This is a genomic window from Arthrobacter sp. SAFR-044 (assembly GCF_059414985.1).
This window is the reverse complement of sequence record NZ_JBPFDN010000001.1, coordinates 371628-390874: the sequence shown is the minus strand read 5'-3', so window position 1 is coordinate 390874 and position 19247 is coordinate 371628. Positions and strand designations below refer to the sequence as shown.

15 protein-coding genes are annotated in these 19247 nt (G+C 68.3%); 12 read left to right on the top strand and 3 right to left on the bottom strand.

The features are described from left to right. Positions 1–99 precede the first annotated feature (99 nt). Entirely contained in the window at positions 100–1551 is a 1452-nt protein-coding gene (locus tag ACR65J_RS01695) for a dicarboxylate/amino acid:cation symporter (RefSeq protein ID WP_440165497.1), read from the top strand. 105 nt (positions 1552–1656) lie between these two features. Here the strand turns inward: ACR65J_RS01695 and ACR65J_RS01690 are convergent, their stop codons facing one another. Continuing rightward, a complete protein-coding gene (locus ACR65J_RS01690) occupies positions 1657–2220 on the bottom strand; it encodes a hypothetical protein (protein ID WP_440165495.1) in 564 nt (187 codons plus the stop codon). A gap of 198 nt (positions 2221–2418) precedes the next feature. Here ACR65J_RS01690 and ACR65J_RS01685 point away from each other — a divergent pair, with 198 nt between their 5' ends. The 6 genes from ACR65J_RS01685 to ACR65J_RS01660 all read left to right on the top strand — a co-directional run bounded on the left by ACR65J_RS01685 (position 2419) and on the right by ACR65J_RS01660 (position 9533). Further along, the gene (locus tag ACR65J_RS01685; protein ID WP_440165494.1) at positions 2419–3108 is read left to right on the top strand and encodes a TetR/AcrR family transcriptional regulator; all 690 of its coding nucleotides are present in this window, start codon (positions 2419–2421) and stop codon (positions 3106–3108) included. An 18-nt stretch (positions 3109–3126) separates the two neighbouring features. Continuing rightward, positions 3127–5649, top strand: coding sequence for an MMPL family transporter (locus ACR65J_RS01680; protein ID WP_440165492.1), 2523 nt, complete (start codon positions 3127–3129; stop codon positions 5647–5649). A gap of 9 nt (positions 5650–5658) precedes the next feature. After that, positions 5659–6303 carry a Maf family protein gene (locus ACR65J_RS01675; RefSeq protein ID WP_440165491.1) on the top strand — a complete coding sequence of 215 codons (645 nt, stop codon included), beginning with the start codon at positions 5659–5661 and terminating at the stop codon, positions 6301–6303. Positions 6304–6433: 130 nt separating this feature from the next. Further along, a complete protein-coding gene (locus ACR65J_RS01670) occupies positions 6434–8245 on the top strand; it encodes an acetyl/propionyl/methylcrotonyl-CoA carboxylase subunit alpha (RefSeq protein WP_440165489.1) in 1812 nt (603 codons plus the stop codon). 18 nt (positions 8246–8263) lie between these two features. Beyond that, complete coding sequence (locus ACR65J_RS01665) at positions 8264–8701, top strand: YybH family protein (protein ID WP_440165487.1); 438 nt, start codon at positions 8264–8266, stop codon at positions 8699–8701. A 100-nt stretch (positions 8702–8801) separates the two neighbouring features. After that, the gene (locus tag ACR65J_RS01660) at positions 8802–9533 is read left to right on the top strand and encodes a glutamine amidotransferase (protein WP_440165485.1); all 732 of its coding nucleotides are present in this window, start codon (positions 8802–8804) and stop codon (positions 9531–9533) included. Between the two features lie 70 nt (positions 9534–9603). On the opposite strand, the gene ACR65J_RS01655 is transcribed toward ACR65J_RS01660, so the two are convergent. After that, positions 9604–11013: an MFS transporter gene (locus tag ACR65J_RS01655; protein ID WP_440165484.1), complete on the bottom strand. Its 1410-nt coding sequence runs from the start codon at positions 11011–11013 to the stop codon at positions 9604–9606. Between the two features lie 277 nt (positions 11014–11290). Between ACR65J_RS01655 and ACR65J_RS01650 the strand changes: the two genes are divergently transcribed. The 5 genes from ACR65J_RS01650 (at position 11291) to ACR65J_RS01630 (ending at position 18813) form a co-directional block, all read left to right on the top strand. Further along, complete coding sequence (locus tag ACR65J_RS01650; protein ID WP_440165483.1) at positions 11291–12712, top strand: MFS transporter; 1422 nt, start codon at positions 11291–11293, stop codon at positions 12710–12712. Position 12713: 1 nt separating this feature from the next. Further along, a complete protein-coding gene (locus tag ACR65J_RS01645; RefSeq protein WP_440165481.1) occupies positions 12714–14933 on the top strand; it encodes a molybdopterin oxidoreductase family protein in 2220 nt (739 codons plus the stop codon). Further along, entirely contained in the window at positions 14930–16489 is a 1560-nt protein-coding gene (locus tag ACR65J_RS01640; protein WP_440165479.1) for an FAD-dependent oxidoreductase, read from the top strand. The genes ACR65J_RS01645 and ACR65J_RS01640 overlap by 4 nt, the downstream gene beginning before the upstream one ends. An 85-nt stretch (positions 16490–16574) precedes the next feature. Further along, the gene (locus ACR65J_RS01635) at positions 16575–17210 is read left to right on the top strand and encodes a hypothetical protein (RefSeq protein ID WP_440165476.1); all 636 of its coding nucleotides are present in this window, start codon (positions 16575–16577) and stop codon (positions 17208–17210) included. A gap of 145 nt (positions 17211–17355) precedes the next feature. Then, positions 17356–18813, top strand: a complete 1458-nt coding sequence (locus ACR65J_RS01630) for a benzaldehyde dehydrogenase (protein ID WP_440165474.1) — start codon at positions 17356–17358, stop codon at positions 18811–18813. 42 nt (positions 18814–18855) lie between these two features. On the opposite strand, the gene ACR65J_RS01625 is transcribed toward ACR65J_RS01630, so the two are convergent. Further along, entirely contained in the window at positions 18856–19239 is a 384-nt protein-coding gene (locus ACR65J_RS01625) for a hypothetical protein (RefSeq protein WP_440165473.1), read from the bottom strand. Positions 19240–19247: the final 8 nt, after the last annotated feature.

Sequence of the window (19247 nt, the reverse complement as noted above, 5' to 3'; positions counted from 1 at the left end):
TGATTCTCCGGGCTTTTCACGCTCCGGAGTGCATTATGGCCGCGTAATATTTCTCAATGTTGGTTCGACGTGATATTGGCGGAGGTCTAGCTTGTTCTGGTGAGCACTCAGACAAGCACCCCCTCCCCCGCAGGGAAGACCGGATTCCAGCTCCCCAAATGGGCGGGTTCGTTCGGCTTCCAGATCATCGCCGCCCTCATTGTGGGTCTTGGCCTCGGCCTGCTGGCAAAGTACACCGGCAGCACCAAGGCCAACCCCAATGCGCTCGGCGCCACCCTGCAGACCATCGGCTCGAGCTATGTGTCCCTGTTGCAGACGGCCGTTGTTCCGCTGATCTTCACCGCCGTCGTCAGCTCCATCTCCAACCTGCGCCAGGTATCCAACGCCGCCAGGCTGGCATGGAACACCCTCCTGTGGTTCGCCATCACGTCCCTGATCGCCGTGCTGATCGGCATGGGCCTGGGCGTGCTGCTGCAGCCCGGCGCCAACACCGGCATCACCGGGGACGCCAAGTACACCGGCAAGTCCGGTGACTGGTGGGCCTTCCTGGTGGGCCTCTTCCCCAAGAACTTCCTGGGCCTGGGCGCCAGCTCCACCGTTGCCGAGTCCGGCGCCGTCACCACCTCGGTCAGCTTCAACGTCCTGCAGATCCTGGTCATCGCCATCGCCGTGGGCGTCGCCGCACTCAAGGTGGGCAAAGCCGCCGAACCGTTCCTCAGCCTCAACGCCTCAGCCCTCGCCGTCATCCAGAAGGTGCTGTGGTGGATCATCCGCATCGCGCCGCTGGGCACCATCGGCCTGATCGGAAACGCAGTTGCCGTCTACGGCTGGGACACCATCGGCTCGCTGGGCAAGTTCACCGTAGCCATCTACGCGGGCCTGGTCCTGGTGCTGTTCGTGGTCTACCCCGTCCTGGTCCGCAGCCACGGCCTGTCCATCAAGCAGTACTTCTCCGGCGTATGGCCTGCCGTCCAGCTGGCCTTCGTCTCCCGCTCCTCCGTGGGCACCCTTCCGCTGACCCAGCGCGTCACTGAGCGCAGCCTGGGTGTCCCCCGCGCCTATGCCTCCTTCGCAGTACCGCTGGGCGCCACCACCAAGATGGACGGCTGCGCTGCCATCTACCCGGCCATCTCCGCGATCTTCGTGGCCCAGTTCTTCGGCATCCACCTGGACTTCAGCCAGTACCTGCTGATCGCCCTGGTCTCCGTCCTCGGCTCCGCCGCAACCGCCGGCACCACCGGCGCCGTGGTGATGCTCACCCTGACGCTCTCCACGCTGGGACTGCCCCTTGCCGGCGTCGGGCTCCTGCTTGCCATCGACCCCATCCTGGACATGGGCCGCACCGCGGTCAACGTCGCGGGCCAGGCCCTGGTCCCCACCATCGTGGCCAAGCGCCAGGGCATCCTGGACGAGTCGCTGTACAACGCACCCCGCAACGGCACGCCCTTTGTTGAGGAAGAGACCGGCAGCGATGCCGTGGCCGGCGAAACCGCCACGGACGGCACCAGCGCCGACACCGCACCCCGCGAACTGCAGGATGCAAAGGCGTAACAGCCCCGTCGCACGGGGAAGAACGTCCCCGGGAATTGCTCCCGGGGACGTTCTTCATCTTTAAGGACTGTCTGCTTTAAGGACTATCTGCCCCGCCGGCACTGGTCAGCGGCCGCCGCCCCCGATCACGCCATTCTGGACGGCCTTGGTGACGGCGTCCGCCTCGGCCTGGGTCAGCTTGCCGTCCGTGACCGCCTGGTCCAGGCGGGTCTTGAGTGCCGCAGCGTGTTCTGACTGCTCCTCGGTGCGGATCTCCTGAAGGGCTGCCGTCACCTTCGCCTCATCGATGCCCAACGACTCAGCCAGGGACTTGGCGAGCGCGGCCTCGCGCGCGGCTGGGTCCGGCTTCTGGCCGTCGGCGGGCGGAGTGGCGGGCTTGTTGGCGTCGCGGAAGGCCTTCAGCGCGTCAGTCACCTTGGCTTCGTCCACACCGAGTTTCGCTGCCAGCGCGGAGGCCTGCTCCATGCCGTGGCCGCCGCGGCCGCCGTGCCTGCCCATGCCGTCGTGGCCGGTGCCGGTGCCGCCGTCAGCGGAGGCGCTGGAACTTGCACTCGGCGTCGGAGCGGGAGTTGTGGTGGTGGCAGAGGCCATGCCGGCTACGCCGATTCCTGCACCGAGCGCCAGCGCCGCGGCTGACAGGCCCAGGGTCATCTTCTTCGTGCGTGTCATTTCTTGTCTCCTGATTCGCCGTCGCCTGACGGCTGCTGGTGATACGCCTCGTGGCGGGACATTCCAAGCATCCGCGACCAGGTTCAGCAGAGGCTGTTGGGAACCTTTCGTTCTCCTGTGAATCCGTAAGCACCGCGCGCCCGAGCCCCCCGCGCAGATAACTTGCATTCAGTGCAAACTTGCACATAGTGTAAGTACGTGCCCAGCCCCTTTTCCCCGCCCGACGCATCGCAGGACGCCGGATCCGCCGCCCCGTCACGGCGCGAGCTGAACAAGGCCGCCACCCGACAAGCCATCACGGACGCCGCACTGGAGCTCCTGCGCGGCAAGGGGCCGGGGAACTTCACGGCGGAGGATATCGCCGACGCCGCAGGGATTTCGCGCCGCACCTTCTTCAACTACTTCAGCAGCACTGACGCGGCGCTTGCGTCCATCGTCCACGGCTTCCTGGACAACGCCATCCAGCAACTGCGCCTCCGGCCGTCCGACGAACCCATGCTGGAGTCGGCCCAGGCCGCCTTGGTGGCCCTGGCGGATCCAAAAGCCATAGCACCGCTTGCAGAACTGTTCACGCTGACCCAGCAGAGCCCGCTGATGTCCCATACCGAGCTTGAGGCGTGGGACCACTGCCGGGCCCAGGTTTTCACCGTTGCCCGGGAACGCCTTGCCGGCACCCACGGCGGGCAGGACGAGCTGTATATCCACGCGCTGGCGGGCTCCATCATTTCCTGTGGAAAGGCCGCCATGGAGGTTTGGTTCAACCGGCGCGGCCCCGACCTGTCACCCGCTTCCCTGGCAGAACTCCGCCAACTGCTCATCGACGCCATGGCCCTGCTGGGCGCCGGCTTCAACACCACCGCTTTCCCGTCCGCCTCCCGTTCCTCCTGATCAGATCGGTTCTCCCGCATGGCACTCCTCCTCTACCGCCTCGGCAAGTTCTCCTACCGCCGGCGCTGGCTTGTCATCTCCCTCTGGCTTGCCGTGCTGGTGGCCGTGGGCGGTTCTGCCGCCGCATTCCACGGCACCTTGTCCAACAACTTCCAGATTCCGGGCACCGAGACCCAGCGGATCGCGGACAAGCTCAAGCAGGAGCTGCCCTCAGCGTCGGGCGGCAGCGCAACGATCGTTTTCGAAGCGCCCGACGGCGGCTTCACGGCTGGGAGCCGGGCAGCCGTGACGGATGCGCTGAAGAAACTCCAGACCATCCCCGAGGTCCGCGGTACCGTGGACCCCTTCGCCACCCAGGCCCAGGTGGACCAGGCGGGCAAGGCCATCACCGACGGCGAACAGCAGCTCGCAGCCGGCCAGGCACAGCTGGACGCCTCCCGGGCGCAGCTTGAGGCAGGCAAGGCACAGCTGGCAGCGGCGGAGCAGCAGCTCACTGCCGCGGGAGCCCCGGCGGCGCTGGTTGAAGCCCAGTTGGGCCAGCAGAAAGCAACGCTGGCAGCCGGCCAGGCCAAGCTCGACGCCGGCGCCCAGGAATTGGAGGCCAACAAGGCCAAGCTGGAGCTTGGCAAGCGCCAGGCCCAGGCGGCCTCAGCCATCCGCTTCGTGTCCGAGGACAACAAGGCCGCGGTGGCCCAGGTGCAGTTCAACACCTCCATCAACGGGCTGGCCCCGGCGGTGCGGAAGCAGGTGCAGGAGATCGCCCACGGGACTTCCTCGGTCGGCGTCACGGCCCTGGCCAGCAAGGAAATCACCGAGGACATCTCGGCCTTGTTCGGCACCGCTGAAATCGTCGGCATCGCCGTCGCCGCACTGGTCCTCATCCTCATGCTGGGCACGCTGATCGCCGCCGGCCTGCCGCTGCTGATGGCCATCATCGGCGTTGGCGTGGGCGTCGGCATCACCTTTGCACTCTCCGGCCTCTTCGACATGAGCTCCATCTCCCCCATGCTGGCCCTCATGCTGGGGCTCGCCGTCGGCATCGACTACTCCCTGTTCATCGTCAACCGGCACCGGACGCAGCTCCTGGCCGGCATGGACCCTGAAGAGTCCGTGGCCCGGGCCAACGGCACCTCCGGCAACGCCGTGGTCTTCGCCGGCCTGACCGTGATCATCGCCCTTGCCGCCCTGGTGGTCCCCGGGCTGCCGTTCCTCACCGTCATGGGCCTCGCCGCCGCGGGAACCGTGGCCGTGGCGGTGCTCGTTGCCATCACCCTGACCCCCGCCATGCTGTCCCTGATTGGCCGCCGCATCATCTCGAGGCGGGCCTGGGCCAAGTCCAAGGCGCATAACGCCGAACCGGACCACGAGGCAGCCGATCTCGCCACCGACCGCGAACGCAGCACCCACGGGTGGGGCGGCCTGGTCACCAAGCACCCCTGGGTCGCACTGACCGCCGGCATCCTCCTGCTGGGCACCCTGGCCCTGCCCGCCACCCAGCTCCAGCTGGCACTGCCGGACGGCGGCTCCGAGCCCGTGGAGTCCGAGGCCTACCAGGCCTACGACCTGACCGCCCGCAGCTTCGGCGAGGGCGTCACCGGCCCCATCGTGGCCGTGGGCGAGTTCCCCGCGAACCTTGACGCAGCCCAGGCGCAGAAGCTGCAGTACGACATCGCGGACAAGCTCCGCGCCGTTGACAACGTGGTGGCCGCCGTGCCGGTGGCACTCAGCGAGGACCGCCGGACCGCCGTGTTCCAGGTCATCCCCGAGGAAGGCCCGGCCAGCGCCAGCACGGTCAAGGTGGTCTCCGAACTGCGGGGCCTGAACGGCGGGATCAAGGCCGACTACGACGTCGCCATGGGCCTGACCGGGCAGACCGCCGGCAACGTGGACGTCTCCACCAAGCTCGGCGACGCCCTGCCGCCCTACCTGGCGATCGTCGTCGGACTTTCCCTGGTCCTGCTGCTGCTGGTGTTCCGCTCCATCGTGGTCCCGCTGCTGGCCACGGGCGGCTTCCTGCTGTCCCTGTCGGCCGCCTTCGGCGCCGTGGTGGCGGTGTACCAGTGGGGCTGGCTGGGGAACGTCTTCGACGTGGCCAACCCGGGCGCGGTGCTGAGTTTCCTGCCCATTATCCTGATCGGTGTGTTGTTCGGCCTGGCCATGGACTACCAGGTGTTTATTGCCTCGGGCATGCGTGAGGCCTACATGCACGGCTCATCAGCCAAGGAAGCGGTGCGCGTCGGCTTCCGGCACGCAGCCGCGGTGGTCACCGCCGCCGCGATCATCATGGTGAGCGTGTTCTCTGGCTTCATCTTCAGCCACCTCACCATGGTCCGGCCGCTGGGCTTCGCGATGGCCTTCGGCGTGCTGTTCGACGCGTTCGTGGTCCGCATGACCATCGTGCCCGCCGTCATGTACCTGTTGGGCGCCAAGTCCTGGTGGCTGCCCCGCTGGCTGGACCGGATCCTGCCGGACGTGGACGTGGAGGGCGCCAAGCTCAACCGCGGCCAGGCCGCGCCCGTGTCCGCCGAACTGGTCCACTAGGCTGAAACCGTGCACCATCTGATCCTTGCCTCCCAGTCCCCCGCCCGCACCAAGCTCCTGGCCGAGGCCGGCATCCGGCACACCGTGCTGGTCTCCGACGTCGACGAAGCGGCCGTCCAGGAACGGTACGGCGTCACGGACCCGCACGACACCGCGCTGCTGCTGGCCCGCGCCAAAGCCGAGGCAGTAGCTGCGCTGCCGGAAGCAGAAGGCGCCCTGGTGCTGGGCTGCGATTCCGTCTTCGAGTTCGACGGCGAGGCGCACGGCAAGCCCTACACCGCCGACGTCGCGCGCGAACGGATGCTGCGGATGAGCGGCAGTGCGGGGGTGCTGCACACGGGGCACTGGCTGGTTGACTGCAGGGACACGGACGACGACGGCGCCGGCGGACGCGGCTCGGGCGCCACGCTCGGGGCGGTCGCCTCCGCCGAGGTCTCCTTCCTGGACATGGCCCCGGAGGAGATCGACGCCTACATCGCCACAGGTGAACCACTGCACTGTGCCGGTTCCTTCACCATCGACGGCCTGGGCGGGGCCTTCATCAGGAAGGTTGACGGCGACCCGCACGCCGTCGTCGGCCTTTCCGTCTCCACGCTGCGCGGCCTGCTCGCTGCCGCCAACGTGCGCATCACGGACCTCTGGCCGCGGCGGTAAAGTACCCGCTTTTCTGCGCTGCTTGTAGCTTCCCTACAAAGGAAGGCTCCTTTACACGCGGATTCCGCAAGTAATATCGGCGGAACCCTCAGAACCGCGCTAGGCTCCCTGAAGGAAAGAAGGAGACGCCTTGTCAGCAAATTTGGAGCAGTCCGCAGGAACCACGCAGCCCAGCCTCACAAAGGTGCTGATCGCCAACCGCGGCGAAATCGCCGTGCGGATCATCCGGGCGGCCCGCGACGAGGGCATTGCCTCCGTGGCTGTCTACGCTGACCCGGACCGCGACGCGCTGCACGTCCGGCTCGCTGACGAGGCCTACGCCCTCGGTGGCACCACCGCCGCGGAGTCCTACCTGGTGATGGACAAAATCATTGACGCCGCGCGCCAGTCCGGCGCCGACGCCATCCACCCCGGCTACGGCTTCCTGGCCGAGAACGCCCAGTTCGCTGCCCGCGTCATCGACGCCGGCATCACCTGGATCGGGCCCTCCCCTGACGCCATCTCCGCCCTGGGCGACAAGGTCCGGGCCCGGCACATCGCCGAAAAGGTGGGCGCCCCCCTGGTCCCCGGCACCGCCGACCCCGTCGAATCCGCTGACGAAGTCCTGGAGTTCGTCGACCAGCACGGCCTGCCGGTAGCCATCAAGGCCGCGTTCGGCGGCGGTGGGCGCGGCATCAAGGTGGCACGCACGCGGGAAGAAATTCCCGAACTCTACGAATCCGCAGTCCGCGAGGCGACGGCCGCCTTCGGCCGCGGCGAATGCTTCATCGAGCGCTTCCTGGACGCTCCCCGGCACGTGGAAACCCAGTGCCTGGCCGACGCCCACGGCAACGTGGTAGTGGTCTCCACCCGCGACTGCTCCCTCCAGCGGCGCAACCAAAAACTCGTGGAAGAAGCACCGGCACCGTTCCTCACCGAGGACCAGAACCGCCGTCTCTACGAATCCTCCAAGGCGATCCTGAAAGAGGCCGGCTACCTGGGCGCCGGAACCTGCGAATTCCTGGTGGGCCAGGACGGGACCATCTCCTTCCTCGAGGTCAACACCCGCCTGCAGGTGGAGCACTGCGTCTCCGAGGAAGTCACCGGCATCGACCTGGTCCGCGAGCAGTTCCGGCTGGCCCGCGGCGAGGAACTGGGCTACGGCGATCCCGAGGTCCGCGGGCACTCCATCGAATTCCGCATCACCGGCGAGGACCCCGGCCGCAACTTCCTGCCCGCCCCCGGCACCCTCCGCGTCCTGAAGAACCCCACCGGTCCCGGTGTCCGCGTAGACTCCGGCGTGGAACAGGGCGACGTCATCAGCGGCAACTTCGACTCCATGCTGTCCAAGCTCATCGTCACCGGAGCCAGCCGCCCGCAGGCGCTGCAGCGCGCCCGCCGCGCCCTGGAGGAAATGGTGGTGGAGGGCATCCCCACCGTCATCCCGTTCGACCTCGCGGTGGTCTCCGATCCCGCCTTCGCACCCGCCGAAGGGCCCTTCAAGGTCCACACGCGCTGGATCGAAACCGAATTCACCAACAACCTGCCGGCCTGGACCCCGGACTCCGCTGCTGACGCCGAGGGCTCCGCCGAGGACCGCCAGCGCGTGGTGGTGGAGGTGGGCGGCAAGCGGCTCGAGGTGGTCCTTCCCGCTTCCCTGGGAACCCCGGGGACGGCAGCTGCCGCCGCCGGCAAGCCCGGCAAGTCCAAGAAGCGCTCCCGCTCCGCCGGCCCCACAGCCGCCACCGGCAACGCGCTGACCTCCCCCATGCAGGGCACCATCGTGAAGGTGGCCGTGACCCACGGCGACGTGGTGTCCGAAGGCGACCTGGTGGTGGTCCTCGAGGCCATGAAGATGGAGCAGCCCCTGACCGCGCACCGGTCCGGCACCATCACGGGCCTGACGGCAACGGCGGGCGAGACGGTGTCCGCGGGCGCCATCATCGCCACCATCGAAGACTAGAAAGCGGCACACGCAGCCATGCTCGCACCAAGTTTCCAGGAAGAAGTGGACCGCTACCACCAGGCGGTCCCCGAGATCACCCGGGGCAACCCTGCGCCGATCAAGGAACTGTACTCCCGGCTGGATGACGTTACCCTGGCCAACCCGTTCGGCGGGATAGCCCGCGGCTGGGCCCAGGTGGAGGCCCGGCTGGACCAGGCGGCGCGGCAGTTCCGCGACGGCGAGATGCTGGGCTTCGACACCGTCACCTCCTACACGGCCCGCGACACCGCGTACCTGCTGGAGACCGAACACTTCCGGGCCCGGCTGGACAGCGCCGCCACCACGGAGGAGTTCGCGCTGCGCGTGACCAGCATCTTCCGCCGCGAGGAGGGCTACTGGAAGCTGGTGCACCGCCACGCGGACCCCGCGGCCCGGCCGCAGTCCCGCCGGTCACTCACGCAGCCCCCGGCCTGACCCTGGAGTGGCCACTGGCTTCCGGCGGTGGTCCGCTGCCGGCATTGTCCTCGCAGCCGGGATGCTGGCAGGGGCGCCCGGCAGGATGCAGACTTAGCACATGCTGCCTTTCCTGCTCCTGGCCTCCCGCGCGGAAGAGGCCGCCGCTGAGGACGAGTACGCCGCGTACCTGAGGTACGGCGGGCTGGAGGAACGGGAGCTGCACCGGATCCGGCTCGAAGCAGCTCCCCTGCCCCCACTGGACCTTTCCACGTACTCCGGCGTCATCGTCGGCGGCAGCCCGTTTACCTCCAGCGACCCGCCGGAGCACAAGAGCCCGGTCCAGCGCCGGGTGGAGCAGGAGCTCGCAGCGCTCCTGGACCAGCTGGTGGACCTTGATTTCCCGTTCCTTGGCGCCTGCTACGGAGTCGGCACCCTGGGAAGCCACCAAGGTGCGGTGATCGACCGGACCTACGGTGAGCCGCTCGGCGCCGTGGAGGTGGAACTGACTGATGAGGGGCTGCAGGACCCTATCCTGCAGGGAATGCCCCGGACGTTTACCGCCTTCACCGGGCACAAGGAAGCCGTCAGCGTACTCCCCCCGCATGCGGTCCTGCTGGCACGTGCCGCCACCTGCCCCGTCCACATGTTCCGCATCAGGACGAACCTCTATGCCACCCAGTTCCACCCCGAGCTGGACGCCGAGGGGCTGGTGACGCGGATCGACATCTACCGGCACGCCGGGTACTTCCCGCCGGATTCGGCCGGGGAGCTCATGGCCGCCGCACGCCGCTTCACCGTCACCGAACCCATGGCCGTACTGAAGAACTTCGTGGCCCGCTACGCGCGGTGAACGCTGTGACTGTCCAGACACGAAGATGCCCGGCAGGCCACCAGGGGCCGCCGGGCATTTCTGAGGGCCGTCAGGCGACGTTGTTCTCGTAGTCCACGTCCCGGGTTTCGCGGGTGAGGAACAGCGCGATCAAAGTCAGCACGGCCATGGAGGTCAGGTAGATGCCCACCAGCACCGGGCTGCCCTTGGCGGCTTCCCACAGGGCGACGGCGATGAACGGGGCCACGGCGGCACCCAGGATGCTGGAGAAGTTGTAGCTGATGGCCGAGCCGGTGTAGCGGACGTTGGTGGGGAACAGTTCCGGCAGCAGCGCTCCCATGGGGCCGAAGGTGAGGCCCATGAGGGAGAACCCAAGGATCAGCAGGCCCATGGTGCCCACGAAGCCGCCGCTGAACAGCGGGACGAACAGCAGGCCGAAGACGAAGATGCCGGCGGTGACGGCCATGAGCATCTTGCGGCGGCCGTACTTTTCAGCGAGCGGCCCGGAGACCAGGGTGAAGATGCCAAAGAAGACGACGCCGGCAATCAGCATCCAGAGGAAATCGTTCCGGCTGAAGCCAAGGCCCGGAACGAACGCGGCTGCTGCGGCCTCGGACATGGGCTTACCGGCCTTTTCGGCTGCTGCCTTGGCACCCTCCAGGGTGGGCTTGGTGCCGTAGGTCAGCGTGAACGTGGTCATCAGGTAGAAGAGCACGTACGTGGCCAGCATGATGAAGGTGCCCAGGATCAGCTGGCGCCAGCTGGACTTGAAGACGCGGCCCAGCGGCAGCTTGGCCACCTCGTTGGATTCCACCACCTTGGTGAAGGCGGGGGTTTCGATCAGCTTGAGCCGGACGTAGAGGCCCAGGATCACCATGACGGCGCTGAGCAGGAACGGCACGCGCCAGCCCCATGCTGCGAAGGCCTCCGGCGTCAGGGTGTAGCTGGCCACCAGGAAGATGACGTTGGCGATGATGAAGCCAATGGGGGCACCGAGCTGGGGGAAGGTGCCGTAGATGGCGCGCTTGTTGGCGGGCGCGTTCTCCGTGGCCAGCAGCGCGGCCCCGCTCCACTCGCCGCCGAGGGCCAGACCCTGGGCGAAGCGCATGACCACCAGCAATGCCGGCGCCAGGAACTCCCAGCCCGGAACCAGCGCGGTGGGGAGGCAGCCGATAAGGAAAGTGGCGATGCCCATGGTCAGCAGCGACGCAACAAGGGTTCCCTTGCGGCCGAACTTATCGCCGAAGTGCCCGAAAATAATGGAGCCGAGGGGGCGGGCAATGAAGGCCACGCCGAAGACGGCAAAGGAGCTCAGCAGCTGGGTGGTTTCGTTCGCACCCGGGAAGAACAGCTTGGGGAACACGAGCACGGCGGCCGTGGCATAGACGTAGAAGTCGTAGAACTCCACAGTGGTGCCGATCAGGCTGGCGACGATGACGCGGCCGCGGGAGTTCACCGGCTGGTGCGAACCAGGCACCTTGGTGGTATCGGTGGATGACATGGGTAAACGCTTTCGTGAGACCGGCCGGGCGCAGGCGGGTGCTGCCTCCCGGCGCGAATAGTTAGAGTTCGATCTTACTTCGCCACGTCCAGTCAATGGACGAAACGTCCATTATGCGGACCTGTGTTGTGCGTCTCACATTCCGGGCCCCGGACCGCCTCACGCCGGCCCGCCGCGCCGGATAGGCAAAAGTCACAGCGCGTTAACAAACATCGACCGTCCGCGAAACGCGCCGTCCCTACCTTGGAGGAACAACATCCCCTGAAGGAGGTAACCCGTGACTGTTGACCGCACCGTCGATGCCGTATCCGCCAGCGCACAGCCCGGCCCTACCCGCACCACTGACGCCCCTGCCCTTGAATTCCGTCCCGGCCGCTGGATCGCCAACTGGGATGCCGAGAACAAGGAGCAGTGGGAGGCCGCAGGCCGGGCCATCGCCCGCCGCAACCTGAACTGGTCCATCTTCGCCGAGTTCCTCGGCTTCGTCGTCTGGCAGCTGTGGTCCATCGTTGTGGTCCAGCTTCCCGCCGCAGGCTTCACCTTCTCCACCTCGGAAATCTTCTGGCTCATCTCCATGCCAAGCCTGGTGGGCGCCACCCTCCGCATCCCCTACACCTTCATGGTCCCCCGCTTCGGCGGCCGCAACTGGACCATCGTCTCCGCCCTGCTGCTCCTGATCCCCTCCACCGGGCTGGCCCTCTGCGTCTCCAATCCGGACACCCCATTCGGCGTCATGCTCCTGGTCGCTGCCCTGGCCGGCTTCGGTGGCGGCAACTTCGCCAGCTCGATGGCCAACATCACGTTCTTCTACCCGGCCCGGGAAAAAGGCTGGGCGCTGGGCCTGAACGCCGCCGGCGGGAACCTTGGCGCCGCCGTCGCACAGCTTGCCGTTCCGATCGTCATTACCCTGCTTGCCGCGGGCACCGTCAACCTTCCCATGGCGGGCTGGATGTGGGTCCCGTTCATCCTGCTGGCCGCCTTCGGCGCCTTCAAGTACATGAACAACCTCACCAGCGCCAAGGGTGACGTGGCCGGCTCGGTCGCAGCTCTCAAGGAACCGCACCTGTGGATCATGGCGCTGCTGTACATCGGCACCTTCGGCTCCTTCATCGGCTTCGCCGGCGTGTTTCCCAAGCTGATCAAGGACTACTTCCCGGAGTTCTCCTCCATCGCCGTGGGAAGCGTGGCCCTGTCCCTGGCGTTCCTCGGCCCCCTGGTGGGATCCCTGGCGCGCCCCTACGGCGGCCGCATGGCAGACCGGATGGGCGGAGCCCGGATGACAGTGTCCGCCTTCGCCGCGATGGCCGTGATCACGCTGACCATGGTCTGGACCCTGCCGCTGAAGAACTTCCTGCTCTTCCTGGTCCTCTTCCTGATGCTCTTCACCGCCAGCGGCTTCGGCAACGGGGCCACGTACCGGATGATTCCGGTCATCTTTGCCACCTCAAGCCGGGCTGCCCGCAACGGTGCAAGCTCCGTGGCCACCCAGCGGCTCGCGTCCTCGGCCCTCGGCCTGATCTCCGCGATCGGCGCTTACGGGGGCTTCGTGATTCCCCAGGTGCTCAATGCCTCCAGCACCGCCAGCGGCTCCTACACTCCGGCCTTCTACGGATTCGTCGGCGCGTACGTCCTGATGCTGGTGGTCTGCTGGACCTGCTACATCCGCAACGCCGGCCGGAACGCGATGGGACACGTCTAACATGACCACAAGCGCCGACACGCACTGCCCTTACTGCGCCCTGCAGTGCGCCATGACGCTCACGTCCCCGGCGGACCTGGCCCCGGCTTCGCAGCCGGGGCCGGGCCCAGCCCCCACACCTGCCAGCCCCAAGGCATCCCCCGAACTGGACGTTGCCGGCCGGGACTTCCCCACCAACCGCGGCGGCCTGTGCCGCAAGGGCTGGACCTCGGCCACGCTCCTGAACCACGCCGGCAGGATCACCGAGCCCCTGCTCAAAGGTGCCGACGGCATCCACCGGCCCATCGCCTGGGACCAGGCCCTCGACCTCGCTGTTGCGGCAGTGAAGGACGCCCGCGCCCGGTACGGTGCGGACGCCGTCGGCGTTTTCGGTGGCGGCGGGCTCACGAATGAAAAGGCCTACCAGCTGGGCAAGTTCGCCCGGCTGGCGCTGGGCACCTCCCGGATCGACTACAACGGCAGGTTTTGCATGTCCTCAGCGGCCGCCGCGGGAATGCGCGCCTTCGGCGTGGACCGCGGGCTGCCGTTCCCGCTCGAGGCCCTGGACACCGCCAGCACCATCCTGATGCTTGGCTCCAACGTTGCCGAGACCATGCCGCCGTTCGTCCAGCACCTGCAGGGCGCCCGCGACGCCGGCGGGCTGGTTGTGGTCGATCCCCGCCGCTCCGCCACCGCGGCCTTCACGGCCGACGGCGCCGGCCTCCACCTCCAGCCCCTTCCCGGCACCGACCTCACCCTGCTGCTGGGCCTTTCGCACGTGGTCATCCACGAGGACCTGGTGGACACCGCCTACCTCCAAGAGCGCACCTCGGGCTACAGCGGCGTCGTCCGCAGCGTGAACGCCTTCTGGCCCGAACGCGTCCAGTCCCTGACCGGCGTCCCCGCGGAGCTGATCCGTGAAACCGCACGCCTGCTCGCCGCCGGCGCCCGCAAGGGCGGCAGCTACATCCTCACCGGCCGCGGCGTGGAGCAGCACGTGGACGGCACGGACACCGCCACCGCGGCCATCAACCTCAGCCTCCTGCTGGGCCTGCCCGGCTCCGCCCGCAGCGGCTACGGCACCCTCACCGGACAAGGCAACGGCCAGGGCGGCCGCGAGCACGGCCAGAAGGCCGACCAGCTGCCCGGTTACCGCAAGATCACCGACCCCGCCGCCCGCGCGCACGTCGCCGCGGTCTGGGGCGTCCCCGAAGACCTGATCCCCGGCCCCGGCCTGCCCGCCGTCCAGCTGCTGAAGTCATTGGGAAAGCCCGACGGCGTCCGGTGCCTTTTCGTGCACGCCTCCAACATCGCGGTGGCGGCACCTGATGCCAACGCCGTGATCGAGGGGCTGCGGAGCCTGGACTTCCTGGTGGTCTGCGACTTCTTCCTGTCCGAAACCGCCGCGGAGGCGGACCTGATCCTTCCGGTGCTCCAGTGGGCCGAGGAGGAAGGCACCCTGACCAACCTGGAAGGCCGGGTGCTGCGCCGACGCCGCGCCATTTCCCCTCCCGCCGGCGCCCGCAGCGAGCTCTGGATCATGGCGCGCCTCGCGGAGCGGCTGGATGCCCCCTCCACCTACAGCGAGGATCCGGAGACTGTCTTCGAGGAGCTCCGGCTGGCTTCCGCGGGCGGCCTGGCCGACTACTCCGGCATCGACTACGCCATGCTGGACCGCGGTGAGGCCGCCTACTGGCCGTACCCGGCCGGCAGCACCGGAACGCCGCGGCTGTTCCGGGACGGCTTCGCCCACCCCGACGGCAATGCAGTCATGGTCCCGGTGGCGCCGCGCCGCCGTCGTACCCCCGAGGCTGAAGCCGCCGGGCACGCAATAGACCCAGCCGGCAAAGCCATGACCCTCATCACCGGCCGCCTCCTGGAGCACTACCAGTCCGGGGCCCAGACCCGCCGGGTCGCCGAGTTGGCCGCCGCCCAGCCCGAGGCCCGGATGCAGATCCACCCGGGGGCGGCCCACGCCCTGGGCATCGCCGCCGGAACCCTGGTGTCGGTGTCGAACGGGCGCGGCGAAGTGGTGTGCCGGGCCGAGCTCAGCACCGGCATCCGCCCCGAGACGGTCTTCCTGCCCTTCCACTTTCCGGGGGCCGAGAGCGCCAACCGGCTGACCGAAGCCGCCACCGATCCGGTCTCGGGGATGCCCGAGTTCAAGTTCAACACTGTTTGGGTCCGGCCCGTGGCCGCACCCGGTTCCGCCCGCATGCTTCAAACAACGGAGGCCTCATGAGCGAGCAGATTGTCATTGTGGGATTTGGTCCCGTGGCCGCCCGGCTGGTGGACGAACTCCTGCCCGCCGTGCGCAGCGGACACGCCAGGCTCACGGTGGTGGGCGAGGAAGCCGAGGCCGCCTACAACCGCGTCCTGGTTGCCGATCTCGGCGTTGGCCGAACCACCGCCGGCGCCCTTGCCCTCGCCGACACCGCTGAGCTGGTTGCCGAGGGCGTGGACGTCCGGCTGCGAGTCAGGGTCCGGCGGGTGGACCGGGCGCGGCAGCAGGTGGTGCTCACCGACGGCACGTCCGTGCACTACGACAGGCTGGTGTTTGCCACCGGCTCCCGCCCGGTGATCCCCAACCTCACCGGCATCAACCCGGACCCGTCCTCCCCTGTGCTGCCCGCCGGAGTCACGGCACTGCGGGACCTCCGCGATGCCCAGGTGCTGCGGCAGGCCGTGGCCGGAGGCAAGCGCGTGGTGGTCCTGGGCGGCGGCGTCCTGGGCCTGGAAACCGCGCTGGCCGCCGCTGAGGAAGGCGCCACGGTCACCGTGGTCCACAACGGCCCGCACCCGCTGGGCCGCAGCATCGACCGCGGCGGCGGGGCGGTCCTTGCTGCGGGGCTGCGCCGCTGCGGTGTCCGGGTGGCCGGGAATGCCCGTTCCACCGGTGTTGAGCACAACGCGCCCGACGGCGGGTTCTCGGCTTTGCTGCTCGACGACGGATCCGCGATCGACGGCGACCTCCTGGTCATCTCGTGCGGTGTGCGTCCCCGGACGGAACTGGCCGAAGGCTGCGGCCTCTCCACCGGCACCGGGATCCTGGTGGACCACCGGCTGCGGGCGCACCACGAGCCGCACATCTTTGCCATTGGCGACTGCGCCGAAGTCCGCTGCCCGGACGCCGACTGCGCCGACTGCCGCAATGCCAAAGGACCCTCCGGGCTGGTCGGCCCCGGCTGGCGGCAGGCCGAATGGCTGGCCGGCTACCTCACCCTGCTGGCCGGTGGCGCCGGCGCGGACGCCGAACTGCTGCCCGCGCTGCCACCGGAACAGCCCGGCGTCGTTGTCCTAAAAGCCCGGGGCATGAATCTGGCCGTGGCCGGAGACAACGCCGCGGAGCCGTGGGACGAGGAAGCCCTCACCGCCGGTGCGGTCAACGGCAGGCCGCGCCTGCAGGTGTCGCAGTGGGCAGATCCGGAGCATGGCCGGTACGTCAAGATGACCACCCGGGGCGGTGTGCTGGAAGGCCTGGTGGCGGTGGGCATGCCCCGGACCGCCGCAGAACTCGTGGGGCTTTTTGAACGGGGCGCCGAGCTGCCCGCGGACCGGTCACTGCTCCTGCGCCTGGATGGACCGGACCAGCTGCCCGGAGGCGGGGCTGCTGACCCCGCGGGCACCGTGTGCCGGTGTGCGGGCGTCAGCGGGACAGCCATCTCCGCCGCCGTGGCGGATGGCTGCTCCACGGTGGCGGATGTTTCCAAGGCCACCCGGGCGGGCACCGGATGCGGCGGCTGCCACGAGGACATCAAAGGCCTCATTGAACGGCACTTCCAGGCGGCAGCGGCATAGCGGCCTGCGGGGCTTTGTTCCCTTGGCAGCGGGATTCCACAGGGCTTGAATGGTCACAGGATCCCACCGGCTGCAGGAGGCACCCATGTCCTTCCCTCTCATTCTGGCGTTCGCCGCGGTGGTGCTCGCCGCAGTGGCCGGAGTACTCCTGGTCCGGGAGAAGGATCCGCAGCGCCGGGCCCGTGCACTGGTGAAGATGGGCGCGGTGGCCACGACGGTCTTCACCGTGGCCGCTGTGGCTTTCATCGGCGGCTACGCCATGGATCAGCCCGGCGGCATGGCCGGGCTGATGATGATCCTGTCCTGGTTTGCTCCCATGGTGGTCCTTGCGGCCTTCGCCTGGTTCCGGCCGGCCGGGGCCTCTCCCCTCCTGGGGGCGCTGGCCGTGCTTCTCGTCGCGGTCTGCGTGTGGTTCACCCTCGATCCCGCGACGGCCCGCAGCCTCCAGGATTCGAACGGACCGGTGGTGGCCATCGGCGTCGTCGCCCTGGCGTTCCCGGCCGCTGTCCTGGGACTGAAACGGTCAAGCCCGGCCGGCTGGCTGCTGTTGGCCATTGGCACGCTGCCGCTGCTGATCACGGTTCTTGGCCGGTCGGGGCCCGCGGCCTCGCTTGCCGCCGCCAGCGTGGTTCCGTTGATAGCCGGCGTTGCCTACCTGGTGGCCGCACGGCTGGCCGGGCGGGACCCGGCCTCCCGGAATACGCTCCCGGCCGCGGCATAAGCTTCCGCACGGATACCGCTGCCCTCATTTCCCGTTCATGCCCTTGACGACGGCGTCCGCACAGCATGTGATGGACGGAACTGACCCGCGCGCCCATTTTCCGGGCCGGACGCCTGCCGTTCGGAACAACGAAAGGACTACCCCAATGTCCCTGCTCGACTCCGCCCTCTGGGAAGGCAAGATCTACCTCAACGGCTGGCGGGCGGGCGGCGGTGGGACCGCCCCCAGCATGGAACCGGCTACCGGTGGGCAGCTGGGAAGCTATGGCGTCGCTTCCGTGGCGGACGTCCGCGAAGCCGCAACCGCCGCCGCGAAGGCGCAAAAGGAATGGGCTGCCCGCAACCCGGAGGACCGGGCCGCGGTGCTGCGCCGGGCCGGGCAGCTCTGGGAGGAGCACGCTGCCGAGGTCCAGGACTGGATTGTGCGCGAATCAGGCGGGATTCCACCCAAAGCCGGGCTGGAAACGCATATCGCAGCAAACGAATGCTACGACGCCTCGGCGCTGCCCTCACTCCCTGCCGGGGACGTCCTCACCTCCAATGAAAACCGGTGGTCCTTTGCCCGGCGCCGTCCGGTAGGCGTCGTCTCCGTCATCGCGCCGTTCAACTTCCCGCTGATCCTCTCCATCCGCGCCGTGGCACCCGCCCTGGCATTGGGTAACGCCGTGCTGCTCAAGCCGGACCCGAGGACAGCGGTCTGCGGCGGCGTGACGGTGATGCGCATCTTCGAGGAGGCCGGGCTTCCGCAAGGCCTGCTCTCCCTCCTGCCGGGCGGCGCGGACATCGGAGCCGCCGTCGTCGAAGCCCCGGAGGTCCGCGTGATCGCCTTCACTGGCTCGACGGCGGCCGGCCGCAAGATCGGCGAGACGGCCGGCCGGCTGCTCAAGCGCGCGCACCTTGAACTGGGCGGCAACAACGCGCTCATCGTGCTCCCCGGCGCAGACCTGGCCAAGGCGGCCTCCGCAGCGGCGTTCGGCTCCTTCATGCACCAGGGCCAGATCTGCATGGCCGCCGGACGCCATATCGTGCATGAGGACATCTACGACGACTACGTCGCCGCCCTGTCGGAAAAGGCGGCCCACCTGCCTGTGGGCGATCCGAAAAGCGGCACCGTAGCCCTGGGGCCGGTCATTGATGAGCGCCAGCTGCAGCGGGTGGACGGGATCGTCCAGGACGCGGTCCAGGCGGGCGCGCGGCTTGCCGCCGGGGGAACCCACGATGGCCGGTTCTACCAGCCCGCCGTGCTGGTTGACCTGGACACGGACAGTCCTGCCTGGAAGGACGAAATCTTCGGCCCGGTGGCCCCGGTGGTGAAGTTCTCCACCGTGGATGAGGCTGTGGCGCTGGCCAACGACAATGAGTACGGCCTGTCCATCGGGATCCTGGGCGACGTCGGGCTGGCCATGACCATCGCCGACCGCCTCGATTCCGGGAAAGTCCACATCAACGAACAGACCGTCTCCGACGAGGCGAACTCCCCATTCGGCGGCATGAAGAACTCAGGCAACGGCTCGCGGATCGGCGGCCACCACGCCAACATGGAGTCGTTCACCGAGATCCAGTGGCTCACCATGCGCCCGGACATCGCCCCGTATCCGTTCTAGGCTCGTTCCCGCTCCAGGACCGGGCTGCACTCCGAAGACGTGTCACACCCCGAAAATTTGTCCTGCCATCACGTAGATTCCGTAAGTGCCCGCGGCGAGGAGGGCACCTAAATAAGCGAGTACAAGCCTCGTGTCGCGCAGGAAACATTTAGACCTCGTGAGGCCCCGCCGCCGTGCCTTCCAGTAACCCACGAACCCGAGCCCGGCGAAGACGGCCAGGGCAACCGGTCCCGCGAGCCAGCCGAGCAGGGCGATCGTGGCGAAAATGCAGAGCCGGAGTGGATCAAAAGGTGGCTCGTCCATGGGTGCCGTGGTGCCGGGATCCTGCGGGGTTGAATGTGGTGCTGGTGCTGCCGCGTGCTTGCCCGCCAGCTGGGACGGCGTCGGCCCTGCGGCAATGCGCCGGGCATCAGAAGCTGGGTCCATGGATCCTC